We start from the raw sequence: 21,845 nt of genomic DNA on the forward strand, positions 1-21,845 counted from the left end.
ACACAACCCCCCACCCCCCCCCCCCCCCCCCCCCCCCCCCCCCCCCCCCCCCCCCCCCCCCCCCCCCCCCCCCCCCCCCCCCCCCCCCGTCCGCCGACCCGTGGTCCGCCGGCCTCAGATGTGGCCGGCACCCGCGCCGGCCCCGGCGTTCGCGCCCCGCTTGGTGAAGAGGGCGACGACCGCGGCGACCAGCGCCACACAGCCGGCGACGGTGAAGGCAACGTTCATTCCTGCCACGAACGTGTCATGCGCGACGGCCGAAATCCGTGCCGCGGCCTCCGGCGGGGTGCCCGGCGGCACCGGCGCCACGCCGACCTGGACGGCGTCGGCGGCCTGGGCCATCCGCTCGGGCGGGGCCGGCGGCAGCCCGGCGGCGGCCCACTTCTCCGGCAGCAGGTGGTCCACCCGGGTGGCGACGACCGCGCCCAGCACGGCCGTGCCCAGCGAGCCGCCGACCTGCATGGCGGCCTGCTGGAGGCCGCCGGCGACGCCGGCGTGCTCCAGCGGGGCGTTGCCGACGATGACGTCGGTGGCCCCGACCATCACCGGGGACAGGCCGAGGCCCAGCAGCGCGAACCACACCGACATGGTGGCCGTGCCGGTGCCGGGTTCGAGCGTGGACATCCCGAAGCAGGCCGCGGCCGTGCAGAGCATGCCGGTGACCAGGGGGAGGCGCGGGCCGGTCCGGGTGATCACCGCGCCCGCCGCGGGGGCGGCCACGATCATCATCCCGGTGAGCGGCAGCAGATGGAGACCGGCCGTGACGGGGGTCATGCCGTGCACGTTCTGGAGGTAGAACGTGACGAAGAAGACGCCCCCCATGAAGGCGAACGCCATCATCAGCATGAGGACCGTGCCCGCGGACAGCGGCACGGACCGGAAGAGGCCGAGCGGCAGCAGCGGCTCGCGCGCCCTGAGCTCCCAGACGGCGAAGAGGACGAAGCAGAGCAGGGAGACGCCCAGGAAGCCGAGCGTCCGGGCGTCGCCCCACGACCAGTCGGTGGCCTTGATCAGCGCCCAGATCAGGCAGAACATCGCGCCCGACAGCAGCACGATGCCCGGCAGGTCGAAGGACTTCGGGGACCGCTCGGCCCGGTGGTCCCTGAGGATGATCAGGCCGAGGGCGAGGGCGGCGGCGCCCACCGGCACATTGATGAAGAAGACCGACTGCCAGTTGACGTGTTCGACGAGCAGCCCGCCGACGATCGGGCCGCCGGCGGTGGAGGCGCCGATGACCATGCCCCACAGGCCGATGGCCATGTTGAGCTTCTCGGCCGGGAAGGTGGCGCGCAGCAGCGCGAGCGCGGCCGGCATCAGCAGCGCACCGCACAGGCCCTGGAGCACCCGGAACCCGACGACCGTCGACACGCTGCCGGAGAGGGCGATGAGTCCGGAGGACAGGGCGAATCCGGTGGTACCGATGAGGAAGATCAGGCGGTGGCCGAAGCGGTCGCCGAGCTTGCCCGCGGTGATCAGGGCGACGGCGAGGGCGAGGAGATAGGCGTTGGTGATCCACTGGACGTCGGCGAGCGAGGCGCCCAGGTCCTTCTGGATGGCGGGATTGGCGATGGCGACGATCGTGCCGTCGAGCGCGACCATCATCACGCCGATCGCGACCGATATGAGCGTCAGCCAGGGATGGCCCCGCAGTCCCGTGCCGCGGTGCCCGAGGTCCGGCGTCGCCTCGGCGACGGTGGTCCGAGTCATGCTCCCGAGATTATGTCAGTCACTGACACTTGACTATCGGTTTCGATCGTCGCGATCTGTCAGTTCGGCCACAGCTATCCTGAGCAGCGGAAACACAGCGAGAAGAGGCGACCATGCACGCGATCGAGGGTGCGCCCGGCCTGCGTGAGCGCAAGAAGCGGCGGACCCGGGACGCCCTGGTCCGCTCGGCGCTGGAGCTGTTCTCGCTCAGGGGCTACGAGGGCACGACCGTCGACGAGATCGCCGCCGCCGCGGACGTCTCGCAGCGCACCTTCTTCCGCTACTTCTCCAGCAAGGAGGAGGCCGCGCTCGACGTCCAGGAGATGGCCGAGTCCCGGTTCCTCGCCGCCGTCCTGGCGCGTCCCGCCGAGGAGTCGCCGCTCACCGTGCTGCGCACGGCGGTGCTCGCCTCCTGGGAGGGCATCGAGGAGGCCATCGAGGCGGTGGTGCCGCTGGAGCTGTACCTGAGGACGTACCGCATGATCCAGGAGACGCCGCAGCTGCTGGCCGCGCATCTGCGCCGGATCGCCGGGCTGGAGGACCGGCTGGCGGCGGAGATCGCCCGCCGGGAGGGGCTGCCGCCGCAGGACCCGCGGCCGCGCATCCTCGTCGCCGCGTTCGGCGGGGTGATGCGGGAGACCAACAAGCTCTGGGCGGAGGCGGCCGAGGGGGCGGGCGGGGACGATCTGGCCGAGCTCCGGCGCACGACGGCGCACTACTTGGACCAGATCGGTCCGGCACTGACGGAAAACTGGCGTTCTTGATCAAAGGGCGTTCCACCGCGCCCAATTGCCGTTGATCCAAACGTGAGATAGCTCACCGACTTCCCGGACGCAAGCGGTTTTCTCCTACTGTGGTCGGCGGTGACTTCTTTCCCGGAGCTCGACTCCTCCTCCATTCCCTGGACGAACGCGACCACGGTCTGGCGCGCGCTCCTCGCGCTGGCCGTGGTCTTCGTCATGCTCGCCACGACCGGCTGGACCGCCGTCAGAGCGCACCGGGCGCCCGCCGACCCGCGCGCGGCGGCGGTCAGGGAATGGCTGCACGGCTCCGTGGGCGGCCGGCCGCTGCCCTCCCCCGACTCCGACGCCACCACCCTGGGCCGCTTCTTCGGCACGCTCACCGCCGGTCAGCGCGAGCGCCTCGCCGAGCGCTATCCCCTGGTCGTCGGCAACCTCGCCGGCGCCCCCGTGCGGCTGCGCTATCAGGCCAACCGGATCGCGCTCGCCCGGGCCCGCTCCGCCGAGGAGCGGCGCACCCACGACAGCGCCCTCACCCCGGCCGGCCGCTACGAGGCCACCCGCCGGATGCACCGCTTCGAGTCGCTGCTCGCCGACGACCGCCAGATCCTCGCGTTCGACGCGAGCGGGGCCGGCCGCGTCGCGGAGGTCTTCGGCGACCTCGACCGCGCCGAGCGGGTCTCGGTGATCGTCCCCGGCGTCGACACCAACGTCCTGACCTTCGAGAAGTCCCAGCGCGCGTACAGCGCCCCGGTCGGCATGGCCCGGTCGCTCTACGCCGCCGAGCGGAAGGCGGGTCCCGGCACCAGGACGGCCGTCGTCGCCTGGGCCGACTACACCTCGCCGGTCGGCGTCGGCATGGACGCCGCGACCGGCAAGCTCGCCGCCGAGGGCGCGCTGCGGCTGCGCCGGATGGTGCGCGGCCTGCCCGGCACCTCCGAGGTCTCGCTGTTCTGCCACAGCTACGGCTCGGTGGTGTGCGGCGTCGCCGCCCGCGACATCCCGTCGCGGGTGACCGACGTGGCGGTGGCCGGCAGCCCCGGCATGCGCGCCGAGCACGTCTCCGACCTGGGCACGACCGCCCGGGTCTGGGCGACGCGCGACGCGGACGACTGGATCCAGGGCGTGCCGCACATGGAGGTCGGCGGTCTGGGCCACGGCGCCGACCCGGTCTCCGCGGGCTTCGGGGCGCGTGTGCTGTCGGCCGCCGGCTCGCGCGGGCACACCGGCTACTTCGCCCCGGGCACCACCAGCCTCGCCAACTTCGCCGGCATCGGAGTCGGAGCCCCCGGCTCCGTCCGGTGCGCGGGTGACAGCAGTGACTGCACCGCCGGTCTGGACCAGGGCCGGGTCATCCCCGCCGCATGACGCGCGTAGCGTCACGAAGGGGGACGGACGCACGGGCGCCGCATACGATGAGCGGCATGGGTGATGTGCTGGCCGGTTTCCACACCGTCTGGGAGTTCGACACCGACTCCGTGCTCATCCGCTTCGAACGGGGGATCCGCACACCGAAGCTGCTCCAGGCGCTCGGCGAGCGGCGCATCCCCTACGAGGCGCTCGCCGCCGTCGAACAGACGCCGGGACGACACGGCACGGTGGTGCTGCGGGCCGTGCCCAGACCGGGCGCCGACCCGCTGGCCGACGCGGCCGACGGCCAGCTCAAGGAGGGCTGCGACCCCTACCGCCTGGTGCTGCCGGCCGAGCACGAGCTGCTCGCCGAGTACTACGCCGAGCGGATACGGGCCGAGCTCGGACCCGACGCGGGCGAGCCGGCCGAACGCCATCTGGTGGCCCCGCCGGTCCCGCCGGCGTCCTTCAAGGCGTACGACGGCAAGGCGTCCTTCGACGGCCGGAACGTCTCTTTCCGGTGGTTCTGGAGCGGCGCCTCCTCCGCCAAGTGGAAGGCCGGCGACCAGCGTTTCGCCGTGGCCGAGCTCACCGGCGTCCAGTGGCGCTCCCCCGACACCCTCGGCGGCCATCTGCGGCTGGTGCGCCGCGGCGCGAACGGTGCCCTGCCCGGCGCCGCCGACCAGGACCCGGCGGCCGTCGTGTTCGGCCGGGGCTACGGCCTGCTCCACGAGTCGCTGCCGTTCGCCGCGGCGGTCCTGGCGGCCGTCCGGGCCGCGGCCCCCGCCCCGCCCGGCGACAGCGCGCCCGCCGCCCGCCCCGACCCCGGCGGCATCGCCGACCGCATCCGCCACCTCGGCGCGCTGCACGACGCCGGGCTGCTGACCGACGACGAGTTCAGCGCGAAGAAGGCCGAGCTTCTCGCGGAGCTCTGACGGCCGTCGCGGGGCGGGGTGATACCCGGGTATGACATCCGGACCGGCACCCGGGGGTGACGCCCCGCCCGGCCCCGCCGCCTAGGCTGGCCCGGTCATGCCTTCACGACCGCACCAGCGCGTACGTTCCGCGCTCGCCGCCGCCTGGCGGCCCGAGCCCCTCCTGGGCCACGCCCGCAGCCGCTTCGCGCGCCGCCTGCCGTACGCCGTCGCCGGGATCCTCGTCGCCATCCTGCTGCCCACCTCGGCCATGCTGCTGGGCACCGAGTACGGGCTGAACCCCGACCTCGGGCTGCTGTTCGCCGTCCTCCAGGCGGGGCCGCTGCTGCTCGCCGTGAGCCGCCCGCTGGCCGCCTGGGCGGTGTCCTTCACCGCCCACACCGTCTGCGCCGCGACCCTGCTGACCGTGCCCGCGCAGCGGGAGTGGGCCTGGCCGTGGACGCCCCCCGGCATCATCGGGATGCTGGCGCTCCTGCTCGCCCTCGGCCTGCGCGAACGGCCCCGCGTGCTGGCCGCGGCCTGGGCGCTGCTGGGCGCGACGAGCATCCTGCTGGAGAGCCTCGATCCGGCCCGCAGCAACAACTCGTGGATCGTGCTGGTCCTCATCGGCGGCGTCCTGCTGGTGGTCGGCGCCCTGCTGCGCGAGCGCGGCCAGGCCCGGCGCGCGCTCGCCGCGCAGGAGACCATCAGCGAGGCCGAACGCGCCCGCCGCACGCTGCTGGAGGAGCGCGCCCGCATCGCGCGCGAGCTCCACGACGTGGTGGCCCACCACATGTCGGTCATCACCGTGCAGGCCGACAGCGCCCCGTACCGCCTGGCGGACCTGCCGGAGGCGGCCCGCGAGGAGTTCGGGACGATCGCCGCCACCGCGCGGGAGTCCCTGACCGAGATGCGCCGGCTGCTGGGCGTGCTGCGCAGCGAGGACGGCACGGCCGGGCCGGGCGGCGGCCCCGAGAAGGCCCCGCAGCCGGGCGTCGCGAGGATCCCGCAGCTGGTCGAGGGGACGGTCCGGACGGGGGTGCCGGTGGAGCTGTCGCTGCCCGAGCCGCCGCCGGCCGGCCTGCCGCAGGCCGTGGACCTGTCCGCGTACCGCATCGTGCAGGAGGCCCTGGCCAATGTCGTGCGGCACGCGCCGGGCGCGGTCACCCGGGTCTCGGTCTCGCTCGACGAGGACCGCGCGGCCCTGAACCTGCTGGTCGTCAACGCCGCCCCGGCCCGGCCCGCCGCGCGGCCGGTAGAGACCGGCGGCACGGGCCACGGCCTGGTCGGCATGCGGGAGCGGGTCCGTCTGCTCGGCGGCACCCTCGACACCGGGCCGCTGCCCGACGGCGGCTTCCGGGTCGCCGCCCGCATTCCGTTCACCGCAGAAGCAGAAGAGGAACCCCCCGCCGCATGACCATCAAGGTGATCATCGTCGACGACCAGGCCATGGTGCGGGCGGGGTTCGCCGCGCTGCTGGCCGCGCAGACCGACATCGACGTCGTCGGCGACGCCGCGGACGGGCGGCAGGGCGTGGAGCTCGCCCGGCGCACCCACCCGGACGTGGTGCTGATGGACGTCCGCATGCCGGAGATGGACGGCCTGGAGGCCGCCCGGCGCATCCTCGACCCGGCCGCCCCCGCGCGGCCGGGCGAGCACCGGCCCCGGGTGCTGATGCTGACGACCTTCGACGTCGACGACTACGTCTACGAGGCGCTGCGCGCGGGGGCCTCCGGCTTCCTGCTCAAGGACGCCCCGCCGGCCGATCTGATCTCGGCCGTGCGGGTCGTGGCCGCCGGGGAGGCCCTGCTGGCCCCCTCGGTGACGCGCCGTCTGATCGCCGACTTCGCCGCCCGCCCGGCCCCGCGGCGCGGCCGCTCCGTCCGGCTCAACGGCCTGACGCCGCGTGAGACGGAGGTCCTGGAGCTCATCGCCCGGGGCCTGTCGAACCAGGAGATCGCGGCCGAGCTGGTGCTGGCCGAGCAGACGGTGAAGACCCACATCGGGCGGGTGCTGGCGAAGCTGAACCTGCGCGACCGGGCGCAGGCGGTCGTCTTCGCCTACGAGTCGGGGCTGGTCACCCCGGGCGAGTGAGCCGGTGCCGCGCTACTCGCGGCCGGCGGAGCTGAAGGACATGTCCGGGTAGCGGTTCCCGGCCACCTTGCCGGCGACGGGCTCCAGCGCGGCCAGCTCCTCGGCCGTCAGCTCGACGCGGGTGGCGCCCACGTTCTCCTCCAGCCGGCTCCGCTTGCGGGTACCGGGGATCGGAACGACCGTCAGGCCGTGGACGTCGGCCCGCTGCTGGACCCAGGCCAGCGCGACCTGGGCGAGCGTGATGCCCCGGGCCTCGGCGATGGTCCGCAGCGGCTCCAGCAGCGCCGCGTTGACCTGGGCGTTCTCGCCCGTGAAGCGCGGCTGGGTGCGGCGCCAGTCGTCGGCGGACAGTTCCTTGCCGGCGTCGGTGAAGGCGCCCGTCAGGAAGCCGCGGCCGAGCGGCGAGTAGGGCACGAGGGCGACGCCCAGCTCCTTGGCGGCGGGCACGACGGCGGTCTCGATGTCCCGGCTGAAGAGCGACCACTCCGACTGCAGGGCCGCGATCGGGTGGATGGCGTGCGCCTCGCGCAGCTCGGGGCCGGTCACCTCGCTGAGCCCCAGGTACCGCACCTTGCCCTCGGCCACCAGCTCGGCCATGGCGCCCACCGACTCCTGGAGCGGCACCTCGGGGTCGCGGCGGTGCATGTAGTAGAGGTCGATCTCGTCGACGCCCAGCCGGCGCAGGCTGGCCTCGACGGCCTTGCGGAGGTACGGACGGTCATTGCGGATGGCGCGGCCGGCCGGATCGCCGGGGACGGCGTCGAGGGCGAACTTGGTCGCCAGGACGACCTGGTCCCGGTGGGCCCGGACGAAGGGCGCGATGAACCGCTCGTTCTCCCCGTAGCCGTAGAAGTCGGCGGTGTCGTAGAGGGTGACGCCCAGCTCCAGCGCCCGCTCCAGGGTCGCCCGCGCCTCCCCCTCGTCGGTCGGGCCGTAGGCGAAGCTCATGCCCATGCAGCCCAGTCCCTGGACGCCGGCCTCCGGACCGCCGTCGCCGAGGGTCACGCGTGCGATCGTCTCGTTGCTCATGTCCGTAGGGCTCCTTCGGATGCGGACGCCCGCCGGGCGTCGGCGTAGATATCGATCTTGTAATCCAGGACTTCCAGCGTGCCGCGCAGTTCCTCGATGCGCCTGCGGACGTCCTCGCGGTGGACGCTGAGCAGCCGTTCCCGCTCGGCGACCGTGTGGTCGCCCTCGCGGACGAGCTCCGCGTAGCGCACCATGTCCGCCACCGGCATGCCCGTCAGCCGCAGCCGGCCCACGAGGTCCAGCCAGTCCAGGTCGCGGCAGGTGTAGCGGCGCTGACCGGTGTGCGAGCGGTCGACGTGCGGCATCAGCCCGATGCGCTCGTACCAGCGCAGGGTGTGCGCGGAGAGCCCGGTGTACTCGGACACCTCGCTGATCGTGAACCGGTCCCGGCCCACCGGCCGCCGCCGGCGCTGCCGGTCGAGCTCCTGACAGACCGGCGCCGGCATCGCCTGCCCGCCCGCCGGCGGCCGGGTGACGAGCGGTGGGCTGTCGATCACTGTCATTACCGTTTCCCCCTCGCGGACCTGTGCGTGGCCCCACGCTAAAGACTTGGAGTGCACTCCAGGCAAGCGGGATACGCCGGTGATCGGCCATCGCGCTAGGCTCCTGGCCATGGAAAGCCTGCGCACGATCGAGAACTGGCCGGTGGACACCGCGGCGGCGGCCGTCGTACGGGCGGACGGCACCGTGGCCGGATCCCACGGCCCGACCGGTCACCGGTTCGCGCTGGCGTCCGTGACCAAGCCGCTCGTCGCGTACGCGGCGCTGATCGCCGTCGAGGAGGGCGCCATCGAGCTGGACGAGCCGGCGGGGCCGGTCGGCTCCACGGTCCGTCATCTGCTCGCCCACACCTCGGGCCTGGCCTTCGACGAGCACCGTCCCATGGCCGAGCCGGGCACCCGCCGCCTCTACTCCAACGCGGGCTTCGAGGTGCTGGGCGACCACATCGCCAAGGCGACGGACATCCCCTTCGCCGAGTACCTGCGCCAGGCGGTGCTGGAGCCCCTGGGGATGACGGCGACGGACCTCCCCGGCTCGCCCGCCAAGGACGGCGTCTCCACCGTGGGCGACCTGGCCCGCTTCGCCGCGGAGCTCCAGGCGCCGCGGCTGCTGTCCCGTCAGACGCTGGACGCGGCCACGTCGGTGGCCTTCCCGGGTCTGGCGGGCGTGCTGCCCGGCTACGGCAACCAGCGCCCCAACGACTGGGGCCTGGGTTTCGAGATCCGCGACCGGAAGTCGCAGCACTGGACGGGCACCGGGTCCTCGCCCCGGACGTTCGGCCACTTCGGCCAGGCGGGCACGTTCCTGTGGGTCGACCCGGAGGCGGGCGCGGCGTGCGTGGCCCTGGCGGACCGCCCCTTCGGCCCGTGGGCCATCGAGGCCTGGCCGCTGCTGACCGACGCGGTCCTGACGGAGCTCCGCCGGGGCTGAGCCCCCGGGTCAGCCGAAGTGCGGCTCGGCGTGCATCTCCCACGCCAGCAGCTCGACGGCGGTGCCGACGGCCTCGGCCGTGAGCCCGGCCGCGTCCGCGACGCGCGCCGCGTCGCCGTCGCGCAGGACCTCCTCGCCCAGCCGGACGGGCCCGCGCACCACGTGGACGTACAGCCACGGCGCGTCCGGCAGCGCCGTGCGCTCCCCCGCCCGCAGCCGCCGTACGTGCAGCACCGCCTCCGCGCGCGCCAGGGCGTACGGCGTGCCGTCGGCGATGCCCCGCACCACCTCGTACTCCGGCTCCCCGTCGGGCTCGGAGGGGGTCAGCCACATCTGCACGAACCGCAGCGGGACGGACCCGGCGTTGCGTTCGGAGTGCCGGACGCCCGTGCCGGCGCTCAGCCGCTGGACGTCGCCGGGGCGGACCGTCGCGGTGTGCCCGGTGGAGTCCTCGTGTGTGAGCTCGCCCTCCACCACCCAGGTAACGATCTCGACGTCGCGGTGGGGGTGCTCCACGAAGCCGGCGCCGCCCGCCAGCCACTCCTCGTTGCAGGCGGCGAGGGGGCCGAACCGCACGTTGTCCGGGTCGTAGAAGCCCGAGAACGAGAACGCGTGCCAGGTCTCGATGCCCGCCGCCGGGTCCCCACCGCGGAACCGTTCCGCCGCTCGTTGCACGTACATCACCGGGCCACCGTAGCCCCGCGGGGGCCCGGCGGCGCCGTACCCCACCCGAATAAGGCAGGCTTGTCCCCGTGCCTGAACCAGTTGCTGACACCCCGCACCCGCACAGCGCCACCCTGCGCAACCTCGAGAAGTCATCGGGGACGCTGGCCGCCGCGGCCATCGCCCGGATGGACGCCCAGCTGTCGTGGTACCGGGCGATGCCCCCGGAGAACCGGTCCTGGATCGGTCTGGTCGCCCAGGCCGGCATCGCCGCGTTCACCGAGTGGTTCCGGCATCCGGAGACCCCCCAGGCGATCAGCACGGACGTCTTCGGCACCGCGCCGCGCGAGCTGACCCGGGCGATCACTTTGCGCCAGACCGTGGAGATGGTCCGCACGACCATCGAGGTCATGGAGTCGGCCATCGACGAGGTGGCCGCGCCCGGCGACGAGTCCGCGCTGCGCGAGGCGCTGCTGGTGTACGCCCGGGAGATCGCCTTTGCCACCGCCCAGGTGTACGCGCAGGCCGCCGAGGCGCGGGGCGCGTGGGACGCCCGGCTGGAGTCGCTGGTGGTCAACGCCGTGCTGTCGGGCGAGGCGGACGAGGGCGCGCTGTCCCGCGCCGCGGCGCTGGGCTGGAGCGCGCCGGCCCATGTCGCGGTGGTGCTGGGCACGGCCCCCAACGGGGACAGCGAGCTGACCGTGGAGGCGATCCGCCGGGCCGCGCGGCACGCGAAGCTCCAGGTCCTGACGGGGGTGCTGGGCGACCGGCTGGTGGTGATCGCCGGCGGCGCCGAGAACCCGTTGCAGGCGGCGAAGGCGCTGATCGGCCCGTTCGCCGCCGGCCCCGTGGTGGCCGGCCCCGTGGTGGGCGACCTGCTGGCCGCGACCCGCTCCGCGCAGGCCGCCGCCGCCGGTCTGAAGGCCTGCGCGGCCTGGCCGGACGCCCCCCGTCCGGTGCTCGCCGACGACCTGCTCCCCGAGCGGGCGATGGCCGGCGACCCGGCCGCGCGGGACCAGCTGGTGGAGGAGATCTACAGACCGCTGGAGGAGGCCGGCTCGGCCCTCCTGGAGACGCTGAGTGTCTACCTGGAACAGGCGAGCAGCCTGGAGGGGGCGGCGCGGATGCTCTTCGTCCACCCCAACACCGTGCGATACCGCCTCCGACGTGTGACGGATGTCACCGGATGGTCACCCTCTGATGTCCGTTCGGCCTTTACGCTTCGAATCGCACTGATCCTCGGGCGCCTGGCCGACACGGAATGACGCCCGGGGGCTTTTGTCGAACGTCAACAATTCCCCTGACGGTTCTTGGTCCCTGTCCCCACGGGTGAGCAAGACCGCCCACGAGAGAGAGTGTGAGGGTGCTCGTACTCGTCGCTCCCGGCCAGGGTGCTCAGACCCCCGGCTATCTGACCCCGTGGCTCGACCTCCCCGGCGTTGAAGACCGCCTGCGGACCTGGTCGGCCGCCATCGACCTGGACCTCGTCCACTACGGCACGAAGGCCGACGCCGACGCGATCCGTGACACCGCGGTGGCCCAGCCGCTGCTCGTCGCGTCCGCGCTGCTGTCGGCGCAGCAGCTGTTCCCGACGGCGGAGGACTTCGCCCGTCTCGTGGGCGCCGCCGCCGGTCACAGCGTGGGCGAGCTCGCCGCCGCCGCGCTGACCGGTGTCCTGTCCGACGAGGCCGCCATGGGGCTCGTGCGCAAGCGCGGTCTGGCCATGGCCGAGGCCGCCACCGTCACCCCGACCGGCATGTCCGCGCTCCTGGGCGGCGACCCCGACGTGGTGCTGCCGCACCTGGAGAAGCTCGGCCTGACCCCCGCCAACGTCAACGGCGCCGGCCAGATCGTCGCCGCGGGCACCATGGAGCAGCTCGCGGCCCTGGCCGAGGAGCTGCCCGAGGGCACCCGCAAGGCCGTGGCGCTCAAGGTGGCGGGCGCCTTCCACACCCACCACATGGCCCCGGCGGTCTCCGCCCTCGAGGCCGCGGTGAGCGAGCTGGCCCCCGCCGACCCCCACACCCGCTACGTCTCCAACAAGGACGGGCGGGTCGTCACCGGCGGCACGGACGTCGTCGCGCGCCTGGTGGGCCAGGTGGCCAACCCGGTCCGCTGGGACCTGTGCATGGAGACCTTCAAGGAGCTGGGCGTCACCGGCATCGTCGAGCTGTCGCCCGGCGGCACCCTCGTCGGCCTGGCCAAGCGCGCCCTGCCGGGGGTCGCGACCGTCGCGCTGAAGTCGCCCGACGACCTCGACAAGGCCCGCGAGCTGATCGCCGAGCACGCGACCCCGGCCGAATAAGGAGTTCGTCGACCATGACCGCGAAGATCAAGCCCGCCAAGGGCGCCGCGTACGCACGCATCATGGGCGTGGGTGGCTACCGCCCCGCGCGGGTGGTGCCGAACGAGGAGATCCTCAAGCACATCGACTCCTCGGACGAGTGGATCCGCTCGCGCTCGGGCATCGCCACCCGCCACTGGGCCGGGCCCGACGAGACCGTGACCGCGATGTCCCTCGAGGCGGCCGGCAAGGCGATCGCCGACGCCGGTATCGACCCCGTGCAGATCGGCGCCGTGATCGTCTCGACGGTCTCGCACTTCAAGCAGACTCCCGCCGTCGCGACCGAGATCGCCCACAAGGTGGGCGCGGGCAGGCCCGCCGCCTTCGACATCTCGGCCGGCTGCGCGGGCTTCGGCTACGGCCTGACCATGGCCAAGGACATGGTGACCGGCGGCTCCGCGGAGTACGTCCTGGTCATCGGCGTCGAGCGGCTGTCGGACCTGACCGATCTGGAGGACCGTGCCACGGCCTTCCTGTTCGGTGACGGGGCCGGCGCCGTGGTCGTCGGCCCCTCCAAGGAGCCGGCGATCGGTCCCGTCGTATGGGGCTCGGAGGGCGACAAGGCCGAGACCATCAAGCAGACGGTGGCCTGGGACGTCTACCGTGAGGAGACGGACGTCCGGTTCCCCGCCATCACCCAGGAGGGTCAGGCGGTCTTCCGCTGGGCCGTCTTCGAAATGGCGAAGATCGCACAGCAGGCGCTGGACGCGGCCGGGGTCAGTCCGGAGGACCTGGACGTCTTCATCCCGCACCAGGCGAACATGCGGATCATCGATTCGATGGTCAAGACCCTCAGGCTGCCCGACAGCGTGACGGTCGCCCGCGACGTGGAGACCACGGGCAACACGTCCGCGGCCTCCATTCCGCTGGCCATGGAGCGCCTCCTGGCGACCGGAGCCGCGAAGAGCGGGGACACCGCGCTCCTCATCGGCTTCGGGGCGGGTCTCGTGTACGCCGCCACGGTCGTTACCCTCCCCTAGGCGAGATCCACGGTTCCCGGCCCGGTCCGGGCGCCGGCAAGGCTCACCGCCTCAGCAGTTTCCTTAGCAGAACACCGCACTATCGATAGAAGGAGCGCCACATGGCTGCCACCGAGAAGGAGATCCTCGAGGGTCTCGCCGAGATCGTCAACGAGATCGCCGGCATCCCGGTCGAGGACGTCCAGCTGGACAAGTCCTTCACCGACGACCTGGACGTCGACTCGCTGTCCATGGTCGAGGTCGTCGTCGCCGCCGAGGAGCGCTTCGACGTCAAGATCCCGGACGAGGACGTCAAGAACCTCAAGACGGTCGGCGACGCTGCCGACTACATCCTGAAGCACCAGGCCTGATCCAGCGTTCGTCGCCACCCCGGCGGTGGCGGTTCCAGCACCTCTACACGTGGAGACAATTCCTGTGAATCCGACCAATCGCACCGTGGTCGTCACCGGTATCGGCGCAACCACACCGCTGGGTGGCGACAGCGCATCGACCTGGGAAGGGCTGCTCGCCGGGCGTTCCGGCGCGACGTCCCTGGAGGACGAGCGGTTCACCGAGCTGCCCGTCCGCATCGCCGCGACCGCGGCCGTCGACCCCGCCGACGTCCTTCCCCGCCCCATGCTCCGCAAGCTCGACCGTTCGGCGCAGTTCGCGCTGATCGCCGCGCGCGAGGCGTGGGCGGACGCGGGCTTCACCGCCAAGGCCGGCGAGGACCCCGCCATCACCCCCGAGCGCCTGGGCACCGTCGTGGCCTCCGGCATCGGCGGCGTGACCACCCTGCTCGACCAGTACGACGTGCTCCGGGAGAAGGGCGCCCGGCGCGTCTCCCCGCACACCGTGCCGATGCTGATGCCCAACAGCCCCTCCGCCAACGTCGGCCTGGAGGTGAACGCCCAGGCGGGCGTCCACACCCCGGTCAGCGCCTGCGCGTCGGGCGCCGAGGCCATCGGCTACGCCTACGAGATGATCCGCTCCGGCCGTGCCGACGTCGTCGTCGCCGGCGGCACCGAGGCGGCCATCCACCCGCTGCCCGTCGCGGCCTTCGCCAGCATGATGGCGATGTCCAAGAACAACGACGAGCCCACCAAGGCCTCCCGCCCCTACGACACGGCCCGTGACGGCTTCGTCCTCGGCGAGGGCGCCGGCATCGTCATCCTGGAGTCGGCCGAGCACGCCGCCGAGCGCGGCGCCCGCGTCTACTGCGAGCTGCTGGGCCAGGGCCTGTCCGCGGACAGCCACCACATCGCGCAGCCCGAGCCCACCGGCCGCGGCATCGCGGCGGCGCTCCAGAACCTCCTGGACACCTCCGACCTCAAGCCGTCGGAGGTCGTGCACCTCAACGCGCACGCCACCTCCACCCCGCAGGGCGACGCGGCCGAGATCAAGGCGCTGCGCAAGATCCTCGGTGACGACCTGGACCACGTCGCGGTGTCCGCGACGAAGTCGATGACGGGCCACCTGCTCGGCGGTGCCGGCGGCGTCGAGACGGTCGTCACCGTCCTCGCCCTCCACCACCGCACCGCCCCGCCGACCATCAACGTCGACGAGCTGGACGCGGACATCGACGCGGACATCGTCCGCGACGAGCCGCGCCCGCTGCCCGAGGGCCCCATCGCCGCGATCAACAACTCGTTCGGCTTCGGCGGCCACAACGTGGTGCTGGCGCTGCGCACGGTCTGATCCGGCGCCCCTGTCAGTGAAGGGCCCGGCCCCGTATCACCTCGGTGATACGGGGCCGGGCCCTCGCGCGTACCCGCCGCGCTCAGGCGTTCCCGCGGTCCGCGAAGCTGGCGAAGTAGGAGGCGATCATGTCCTCCTCGCCGTGGCCGCGCTCGATCGCGCGGCGGAACCGCTCGGCGCCCGCCGCCGTGACGTCGAGGCTCACCCCGGCCGCCTCCCCCGCCTCGAGGATCAGCCGGGCGTCCTTCTCGGCCGTCGTGGTGGCGAAGCTCGGCGGGGTGAGGCGCTCCTGGAGCAGCAGGGCGGACTTGGCCCGGAGGTAGCCCATGTCCAGCGGGCCGTCGGTGACCGCCTCCAGGAAGCGCGCCGGGTCCACGCCCAGCCCGGCGGCGAGCGCCAGCGCCTCGGCGGTGCCGTGGGTGACGGTGAGAATCCAGCTGTTGACGACGAGCTTGAGGCGGCTGGCGGCGCCGGCCTCGGCGTCGTCGCCCACCCAGAGGGTCCGGGTGCCGATGGCGTCGAAGAGGGGGGCGAGGCGGTCGCGCACGGCGGCGGGGCCCGCGGCCAGCACCGTGAGCGTCCCCTCCTCGGCCGGGCGCCGGGTGCCCAGCACCGGGGCGTCGACGAGGACGAGCCCGGCCTCGCGGGCGAAGGCGGCCAGCTCGCCGAGCGCGTCGAGCCCGGCGGTGGAGGACTGCGCCCACAGGGTGCCGGGGGCGAGTCCGGGTGCGGCGGCGCGCATCACCTCCAGGGCCGCGGGGCCGTCGTGGAGCATGGTGAGGACGACGTCGGCGCCCCGGACGGCCTCGGCGGGCGTGCCGGCGACCTTCACACCGTCCGCGGCGAGCGGCTCGGCCTTGGCGCGGCTACGGTTCCAGGCGCGGACGCCGAGGCCCGCGCGGGCGAGGTTGCGGGCCATGGGCGCGCCCATGGTTCCCGTACCGAGAACGGCTGCTGACAGGGTGTCGGACATGCGGTCACGCTAGGCGGTGGAGCGCGCTCCACCGCAAGCCGACCCGCGGGCTCAGACCACCTGGTGCAGCCAGCGGACGGGCGCGCCCTCGCCGGCGTGGCGGAACGGCTCCAGCTCGTCGTCCCAGGGCTTGCCGAGGAGCTTGGCGACCTCGGCGGCGAGGTCGCTCTCGCCGCGCCCGGCGCGTGCGAGCGCGGCCCGCAGCCGGTCCTCGGGGACGAGGATGTCGCCGTGGATGCCGGTGACGGCGTGGAAGATGCCCAGGTCGGGGGTGGAGCTGTAGCGCTCGCCCTCGGCGGTGGCGCAGGGTTCGGCGGTCACCTCGAAGCGGAGCAGGTGCCAGCCGCGCAGGGCGGAGGCGAGCCGGGAGGCGGTGCCGGCCTGGCCCTGCCAGGAGAACTCGGAGCGCCAGGTGCCGGCGGCGGCCGGCTGCCGGATCCAGTCGAGGGTGACGCGCACTCCGAGGACGCCCGCCACGGCCCATTCGACGTGCGGGCAGAGCGCGCGCGGCGCGGAGTGCACGTAGAGGACTCCACGTGTCGTCACCGGGACCTCCCGTGAGGTTCGAGGTTCGCCTTCCCCAGCGGCCTCGCACCCGTGACGGTCCCGCCCGGGGCAGCAGTCATTCTGCCCCAATGGCCACTCCCGCACCAGCCCGCGAGGTTACCAACAGTAAACACCATCGGGAGCGTTTCTCCTGAAAAGGGACAGGATGTGACGTGTTGTGATGCCGTGGCGCCGTGGTGCGAAAGATGCCGGGCGGACCCGATCACCCGGGGAAAAGCTACCGTGCGGCGACGCGCCGGGGGTGACGTACCGTCGGTCCCGGACAGATATCACCCGGCCGGAGGGGGACACGACGATGGGCGCCAGCACGAGGCGGACGCGGGCCGGAACCGTACGGACGGCTCTGGCGCTGCTCTCCGCCGCACTGCTGGTCACCGGCTGCGGCGACGGCGGTACGGAGCGCGAGGCGGCTGTCGCGAAACCGAGCCCCACTCGCCCGGCCTGGAACACCAGGCCCACCTCGATCGCCTCCCTCGGCGACTCCATCACCCGCGGCTTCGACGCCTGCTCGCTGCTCAAGGACTGCCCCGAGGTCTCCTGGGCCACCGGCACCGACGTCGACAGCCTGGCCCGCCGCCTGCTGGCATCGCCGCAGACCAGCAGCTGGAACCTGGCCCGCACCGGCGCCCGGATGGCGGACCTGCCGGGCCAGATGCGTGCGGCGGTCGCCCACCGGCCGCAGCTGGTGACCGTCCTGCTCGGCGCCAATGACGCCTGCCGCGCGAATGTGGCCGAGATGACGCCGGTGGACTCCTTCCGCAAGGACTTCACGGACTCCCTGAAGGAGCTCCGCACGACCCTGCCCCGCTCCCAGGTCTACGTCGCCGGCATCCCCAACCTCAAACGGCTGTGGTCCGAGGGGCGCAGGAGCATGATGGGGCGTCAGGTCTGGAAGCTGGGGTCCATCTGCCCGTCCATGCTGCGCGACGCCGAGCGGCTGGACGAGGAGTCGGAGACGCGCCGCGCCCAGGTGTCCGCCCGGGTCGCGGAGTACAACACCGTGCTGAAGGACGTCTGCGCGAAGGACGATCTCTGCCGCTACGACGCCGGGGTCAACGGCTACGACTTCAGCGGGCGGCAGCTGAGCCCGTGGGACTGGTTCCACCCCAGCAAGGAGGGCCAGGCGGAGCTGGCCGGGCTCGCCTACCGGACCATCACGGCCGCGCGGCCACCGGAGGCGTAGGGCCTGCCCGGCGAGCGCTGCCCGGCGGGTGCTCTCCGGCGGGTGCTGTCCGAGGGAAGGGACGGGACCTGTCAGGTGGTCCCGCCCCTCGCCCGGGAGGCGGCCGGAGAGCCGGCCGCCACGCACGGCCCGGTCCGCCGCGAACGCCGGAACGCCGCGGACTGAAGCGGCCGCGACCGCCGGCGTCCGTACCCTCGCCCCGGACGGCCGGCGCCGCGCGCGCCCGTACGACGGGGCGCGGGCCGTGGCAGAAGGCGTGCGCGGAAGCCGCGTCCGCCTTCTGCCCGCACGGTATCCGATGAACGGGCCGTTCCCCTAAGCGAGTTCACCCGTTTTAGGGATCACTGGCCCTCCACCGGCGCCGGAGCGCGTCATTCGGTGCTGTCGTGGTGGGCGCGCAGGCCCACGCCGAGGACGCCGTCCCAGTCCGTCAGCTCCTCCACCAGGGGGTGCGCGGAGCCCTTGCCCTCCAGGCCCAGCACCACGCCCGCCTCCCGGGCCTTGCCCTTCGCCTTGTCCGGAGCGCCGTCGGCACCGGCATCGGCGTCGATGTGGACGTCCATGACCCGGAAGCCCCGCTGGGTGCACAGCTCCAGCACCCGGCCCAGCACACCCCTGCGGGTGCGGTAGTTCAGCCGCAGCTCGACCCGTTCGGCGGTCGGTGCCACGGCCAGGCGGCGCGTCATCACAGGGAAGCCGCGGACGACCAGGAAGTGCACGACGGTCGCGGCGGCGCCCAGCAGCGGCAGCCCGCCGCCGCAGGCCATGCCGACCGCGCAGGTCAGCCAGATGGTCGCGGCCGTCGTCAGGCCGCGCACCGCGTCGCGGCGGACGAAGATGAGGCCGCCGCCGATGAAACCGATGCCGGAGACGATCTGCGCGGCCACCCGCGAGCCGTCCAGGCGGGCGCCCGTCATGTCGCCCAGGGCGCCGAAGCCGTGGATGGAGACCTCCACGAACAGCGCGCTGCCCACGCCCACCAGGGTGTGGGTGCGCAGTCCCGCGCTCTTCTGCTGGAGTTCGCGCTCCAGGCCGATGAGCGAGGAGAGGAGCAGGGCGAGGGCCAACTCGGCGAACTGCCGGGCCCCTTGACCGGCTCTGGGATCGAACAGTGCGGCCGCCAGGGAGTGTCCGGAGGATATGAGCGGATCGGCGCAGAGCTGCACTATGTCCATCTCGCCATTGTGGCCTGAAATCACCACCGCACGCAGAGAGTTGACATGCCTCTATCGCAAAGCCCGGCCTCGGTGATTTCCTTCCGTCCCATGAGACCCAGTGACATAGCGCGCAGGGCGCGCCGGGCGGCCCGGTCGGGCGCCCTGGGCGCCGTCCTCCTCGCCTGCGCCCCGCTCGCGCCGGCCGCCGCGGCCGGCACCCCCGCCACCCCCGCCTCCACCGACGGCGCGCCCACGGTGGAGGAACGACGGCTGTCCGGCGCCGTGCCGCGGGAGATCCTGCGGCGCTCCGGCTTCGACGACGTGGCGCCCGGCTTCACCCGCGCCCTGGACCGTACGCGGAGCCTCGCGGAGGCCGAGCGCCTGGCGACGGCGGACGGCCGGCGGCTGTGGCGGCGCGCGGTGGACCGCGTCCAGGGGCGGGGCCCGGCGGGCGGGGACCTGAGCCGGGACGACGACCGGCCGCTGTACTGGGCGCGGCTGGGCATGACGAGCGCCCTGCGCGCGTGGCGGCCCGCGTTCCCGGTCACCGGGCCGGAGCGCTCGGCGCTGCTGGCCGCCGTGGAGCGGACCTCGCGCGGCCAGGACTCCGTCGACCTGCCGGCGGGCGGGGCGGTCCGGCGCGTGCTGATCACGGGCTTCGACCCGTTCCAGCTCGACGCCGACGCCCGCCGCTCCAACCCCTCGGGCGCGGCGGCGCTCGCGCTCGACGGCACCGTCGTGACCACCCCGGCGGGCCCGGCGCGGGTGGAGGCGGTGGTCTTCCCGGTGCGCTGGGAGGACTTCGCGGACGGCACGGTCGAGCGCACCCTGCTCCCCCACTTCCGGCCCGGTCCGCGCCGGGTGGACCTCTTCACCACCATCAGCCAGGGCCGCCCCGGCCGCTTCGACGTCGAGCGCACCAACGGCGCCTGGCGCGGCGGCTCCCCGGACAACGTAAACCTCTCCCGCACCGGGACCGTGCCCGTACCGCCCGGGGTGCCCACGGTGACCCCGCAGCCGCAGTGGACGACGACCTCCCTGCCGTACGCCGCGATCACCGCCGCGCGCACCGGCCCGTTCCCGGTGAACGACAACACCGCCGTCACCGAGATCCCGGCGGGCGGCACCGGACCGGTCGACCGGCCGGACGGACCGACGCCCGGTTCGGCGGCCCGGGCGGGCGGCGGGGGCGACTACCTCTCCAACGAGATCGCCTACCGCGCGACCCTGCTGCGCGACGCGGTGGCCCTGAAGGTGCCGGGCGGGCACCTGCACACACCCGTGCTGCGCTTCGGCGACGGGAACACCGATCCCACGACGGGGGCGGTCACCGACCCGGAGTTCGTACGGAACCGGCTGGCGATCGTCGCGCAGATCCGTTCGGTGCTGGCGGTGGCCGTGGGGAACGCGGGTCGGTCATGATGTCGCGATGATCATCGCAGCAGCGCAGTTCACCGCCCGTCCGCTCGACGTGGGGGTCAATGTCGCGCGCATGGCCGGCCTCGTCGCCGAGGCCGGCGCGCGGGGCGCGTCCCTCGTCGTCCTCCCCGAGCTGGCCGTCACCGGCTACGAGCCGGAGGCGATCGTCGCCGAGCCGGACCGGCTGGCCATGGACATGGACGACCCCCGGCTCGACCCGCTGCGCGACGCCTGCCGCGCGGCGGGCGTCGCGGCGGTGGTGAACTGCGCGGGCCGGCTGCCGGGCGGCCCGTCGATCTCGTCGTTCGTCTACGGCCCGGACGGCGCGCCGCTGACCCGGTACGACAAGCGGCACCTGCACGGTCCGGAGGTCACGGCCGGCTTCGCGGCGGGCACGGCGGACGGCCGGTTCACCCTGGACGGCGTGCCGTTCGGGCTGGTGATCTGCTACGACGCCCACTTCCCCGACCTCGCCGCGCGCGCGGCGGCCGACGGCTGCCGCGTCCTGCTGGCGAGCTCGCTCTACGGGATGGGCCCGGGGCAGGCCGAGCGCCGCGAGATCTTCCCCGCGCTGGCCCGGGACAACGGCCTCCACGTCCTGCTGGCCAACCACGTGGGCCCCGCGGGCGCGTACGACGCCTGCGGCGGCAGCGCCGTGTGGGGCCCGGACGGAGCCGTCCTGGCGGAGGGCCCCGCCCGGGAGGCGGGCGTGGTGACGGCGGAGGTGGCGCCGGCTACGGCGTAATCGCTACGGGCCCCACGGGGAGGCCGGGGGCGGGGCCGGGGCGGCGGCCTCCACGGGGGCGCCGTCCCCGGCCTCCTCCCCCATCAGGTCCCGCGCCAGCAGCGTCGCGCCCGCGACGGCTCCCGGCATGACGAACACCGCCACGAACGGCACCAGGAACAGCAGCCCCAGCGGCACCCCGAAGCCCAGGGTCAGCAGCATGCGCGAGCGCAGCAGCCGCAGCCGCTCCCGCAGCGGCACCCGGCGCCGCTGCAGCGCGACGGCGGTGAGCTCCTCGGCGAGGAAGAACCCGGTGACGCAGAAGCCGACGACCGGGATGACGGTCTGCCCGATCACCGGCACGAAGCCCAGCGCGAACAGCAGCGTGCTCCACACCACCACCCGGACGACGACGGCGAGGCTCTCGCGCGCCGAGATCCACAGCTCCCGCCACAGCGGCAGCCCGGACTCGGGCGCGGTGCCGGCCACGGAGACGTCGACCCGCTCGGACAGCGCCTCGTAGAAGGGCTGCCCGACCAGCAGGGTGACGGCGGTGAACGTGATCAGCGACAGCATCATCACAGCGCCGAAGAACACCGCCACCAGAGCCCCGCGGAAGAGCCCGAGCCACGGCGAGCCCCAGCCGTCCGCGAACGGCGTGGCCCAGCCGACGACGTCGTCCGCCCAGAAGGCGAGCGCGACGAGCGCCGCCGCGTAACCGACCAGGGTGATCAGTCCGGGCAGCAGCCCGAACCCCCATTGCCGGCGGTTGCGCCCCACCCAGCGCTGGCCTTCGGCCAGGTACGACATGCCCCTTACAAGATCTCGCATGGCGGGCAAGCGTAGCCGTTCACCGGGCCGCCGAGCGGGGCTGCGGGGGCTCGAGGGGGCCC

At 73.8% G+C, this 21,845-nt stretch carries 22 protein-coding genes; 14 read left to right on the forward strand and 8 right to left on the reverse strand.

What is annotated here, in order from left to right:
* Positions 1–114 precede the first annotated feature (114 nt).
* Positions 115–1,707 (reverse strand): DHA2 family efflux MFS transporter permease subunit, encoded by a 1,593-nt coding sequence (locus AC07BS_RS08870; RefSeq protein WP_478931115.1) that lies wholly within the window; start codon positions 1,705–1,707, stop codon positions 115–117.
* Positions 1,708–1,820: 113 nt separating this feature from the next.
* Between AC07BS_RS08870 and AC07BS_RS08875 the strand changes: the two genes are divergently transcribed.
* The 5 genes from AC07BS_RS08875 to AC07BS_RS08895 all read left to right on the forward strand — a co-directional run bounded on the left by AC07BS_RS08875 (position 1,821) and on the right by AC07BS_RS08895 (position 6,805).
* Positions 1,821–2,471: a TetR family transcriptional regulator gene (locus AC07BS_RS08875; RefSeq protein WP_478641383.1), complete on the forward strand. Its 651-nt coding sequence runs from the start codon at positions 1,821–1,823 to the stop codon at positions 2,469–2,471.
* A gap of 99 nt (positions 2,472–2,570) precedes the next feature.
* A complete protein-coding gene (locus AC07BS_RS08880; protein WP_478931116.1) occupies positions 2,571–3,815 on the forward strand; it encodes an alpha/beta hydrolase in 1,245 nt (414 codons plus the stop codon).
* Between the two features lie 56 nt (positions 3,816–3,871).
* Entirely contained in the window at positions 3,872–4,732 is an 861-nt protein-coding gene (locus AC07BS_RS08885) for a DUF4429 domain-containing protein (protein ID WP_478641386.1), read from the forward strand.
* Positions 4,733–4,829: 97 nt separating this feature from the next.
* Positions 4,830–6,128 carry a sensor histidine kinase gene (locus AC07BS_RS08890; RefSeq protein WP_478931119.1) on the forward strand — a complete coding sequence of 433 codons (1,299 nt, stop codon included), beginning with the start codon at positions 4,830–4,832 and terminating at the stop codon, positions 6,126–6,128.
* Complete coding sequence (locus tag AC07BS_RS08895; protein WP_478641389.1) at positions 6,125–6,805, forward strand: response regulator; 681 nt, start codon at positions 6,125–6,127, stop codon at positions 6,803–6,805. The genes AC07BS_RS08890 and AC07BS_RS08895 overlap by 4 nt, the downstream gene beginning before the upstream one ends.
* A gap of 12 nt (positions 6,806–6,817) precedes the next feature.
* Here the strand turns inward: AC07BS_RS08895 and AC07BS_RS08900 are convergent, their stop codons facing one another.
* Entirely contained in the window at positions 6,818–7,834 is a 1,017-nt protein-coding gene (locus AC07BS_RS08900; RefSeq protein ID WP_478641391.1) for an aldo/keto reductase, read from the reverse strand.
* Complete coding sequence (locus AC07BS_RS08905; RefSeq protein ID WP_478642091.1) at positions 7,831–8,280, reverse strand: MerR family transcriptional regulator; 450 nt, start codon at positions 8,278–8,280, stop codon at positions 7,831–7,833. The genes AC07BS_RS08900 and AC07BS_RS08905 overlap by 4 nt, the downstream gene beginning before the upstream one ends.
* A 166-nt stretch (positions 8,281–8,446) precedes the next feature.
* Here AC07BS_RS08905 and AC07BS_RS08910 point away from each other — a divergent pair, with 166 nt between their 5' ends.
* Positions 8,447–9,265: a serine hydrolase domain-containing protein gene (locus AC07BS_RS08910; RefSeq protein ID WP_478641393.1), complete on the forward strand. Its 819-nt coding sequence runs from the start codon at positions 8,447–8,449 to the stop codon at positions 9,263–9,265.
* A gap of 9 nt (positions 9,266–9,274) precedes the next feature.
* On the opposite strand, the gene AC07BS_RS08915 is transcribed toward AC07BS_RS08910, so the two are convergent.
* Positions 9,275–9,946, reverse strand: coding sequence for a pirin family protein (locus tag AC07BS_RS08915; RefSeq protein ID WP_478642093.1), 672 nt, complete (start codon positions 9,944–9,946; stop codon positions 9,275–9,277).
* A gap of 71 nt (positions 9,947–10,017) precedes the next feature.
* Here AC07BS_RS08915 and AC07BS_RS08920 point away from each other — a divergent pair, with 71 nt between their 5' ends.
* The 5 genes from AC07BS_RS08920 to AC07BS_RS08940 all read left to right on the forward strand — a co-directional run bounded on the left by AC07BS_RS08920 (position 10,018) and on the right by AC07BS_RS08940 (position 14,929).
* Complete coding sequence (locus tag AC07BS_RS08920; RefSeq protein ID WP_478641395.1) at positions 10,018–11,193, forward strand: PucR family transcriptional regulator; 1,176 nt, start codon at positions 10,018–10,020, stop codon at positions 11,191–11,193.
* Positions 11,194–11,291: 98 nt separating this feature from the next.
* Positions 11,292–12,233 carry an ACP S-malonyltransferase gene (locus AC07BS_RS08925; RefSeq protein WP_478931122.1) on the forward strand — a complete coding sequence of 314 codons (942 nt, stop codon included), beginning with the start codon at positions 11,292–11,294 and terminating at the stop codon, positions 12,231–12,233.
* Between the two features lie 14 nt (positions 12,234–12,247).
* Complete coding sequence (locus AC07BS_RS08930; RefSeq protein WP_478641397.1) at positions 12,248–13,252, forward strand: beta-ketoacyl-ACP synthase 3; 1,005 nt, start codon at positions 12,248–12,250, stop codon at positions 13,250–13,252.
* Between the two features lie 101 nt (positions 13,253–13,353).
* Positions 13,354–13,602, forward strand: a complete 249-nt coding sequence (locus AC07BS_RS08935; protein WP_478641398.1) for an acyl carrier protein — start codon at positions 13,354–13,356, stop codon at positions 13,600–13,602.
* 64 nt (positions 13,603–13,666) lie between these two features.
* Positions 13,667–14,929 carry a beta-ketoacyl-[acyl-carrier-protein] synthase family protein gene (locus AC07BS_RS08940; protein WP_478641399.1) on the forward strand — a complete coding sequence of 421 codons (1,263 nt, stop codon included), beginning with the start codon at positions 13,667–13,669 and terminating at the stop codon, positions 14,927–14,929.
* An 82-nt stretch (positions 14,930–15,011) separates the two neighbouring features.
* Here the strand turns inward: AC07BS_RS08940 and AC07BS_RS08945 are convergent, their stop codons facing one another.
* Together AC07BS_RS08945 and AC07BS_RS08950 are read right to left on the reverse strand one after the other, a co-directional pair.
* Positions 15,012–15,902 (reverse strand): NAD(P)-dependent oxidoreductase, encoded by an 891-nt coding sequence (locus AC07BS_RS08945; RefSeq protein WP_478931125.1) that lies wholly within the window; start codon positions 15,900–15,902, stop codon positions 15,012–15,014.
* Positions 15,903–15,953: 51 nt separating this feature from the next.
* The gene (locus tag AC07BS_RS08950; protein WP_478641401.1) at positions 15,954–16,448 is read right to left on the reverse strand and encodes a DUF3145 domain-containing protein; all 495 of its coding nucleotides are present in this window, start codon (positions 16,446–16,448) and stop codon (positions 15,954–15,956) included.
* Between the two features lie 316 nt (positions 16,449–16,764).
* On the opposite strand from AC07BS_RS08950, the gene AC07BS_RS08955 reads away from it, so the two are divergent.
* Positions 16,765–17,652 (forward strand): SGNH/GDSL hydrolase family protein, encoded by an 888-nt coding sequence (locus AC07BS_RS08955; protein ID WP_478931127.1) that lies wholly within the window; start codon positions 16,765–16,767, stop codon positions 17,650–17,652.
* A gap of 371 nt (positions 17,653–18,023) precedes the next feature.
* Here AC07BS_RS08955 and AC07BS_RS08960 read toward each other — a convergent pair whose 3' ends face one another.
* Positions 18,024–18,827, reverse strand: a complete 804-nt coding sequence (locus AC07BS_RS08960) for an MgtC/SapB family protein (protein ID WP_478931128.1) — start codon at positions 18,825–18,827, stop codon at positions 18,024–18,026.
* 90 nt (positions 18,828–18,917) lie between these two features.
* Between AC07BS_RS08960 and AC07BS_RS08965 the strand changes: the two genes are divergently transcribed.
* On the forward strand, positions 18,918–20,231 hold the full coding sequence (locus AC07BS_RS08965) for a pyroglutamyl peptidase (RefSeq protein ID WP_478931130.1): 1,314 nt from the start codon (positions 18,918–18,920) through the stop codon (positions 20,229–20,231).
* 7 nt (positions 20,232–20,238) lie between these two features.
* Positions 20,239–20,973: a carbon-nitrogen hydrolase family protein gene (locus AC07BS_RS08970; RefSeq protein WP_478641406.1), complete on the forward strand. Its 735-nt coding sequence runs from the start codon at positions 20,239–20,241 to the stop codon at positions 20,971–20,973.
* 3 nt (positions 20,974–20,976) lie between these two features.
* Here AC07BS_RS08970 and AC07BS_RS08975 read toward each other — a convergent pair whose 3' ends face one another.
* Positions 20,977–21,783: an EI24 domain-containing protein gene (locus AC07BS_RS08975; RefSeq protein ID WP_478641407.1), complete on the reverse strand. Its 807-nt coding sequence runs from the start codon at positions 21,781–21,783 to the stop codon at positions 20,977–20,979.
* Positions 21,784–21,845: the final 62 nt, after the last annotated feature.

This window comes from Streptomyces sp. NPDC044063, from assembly GCF_056434285.1.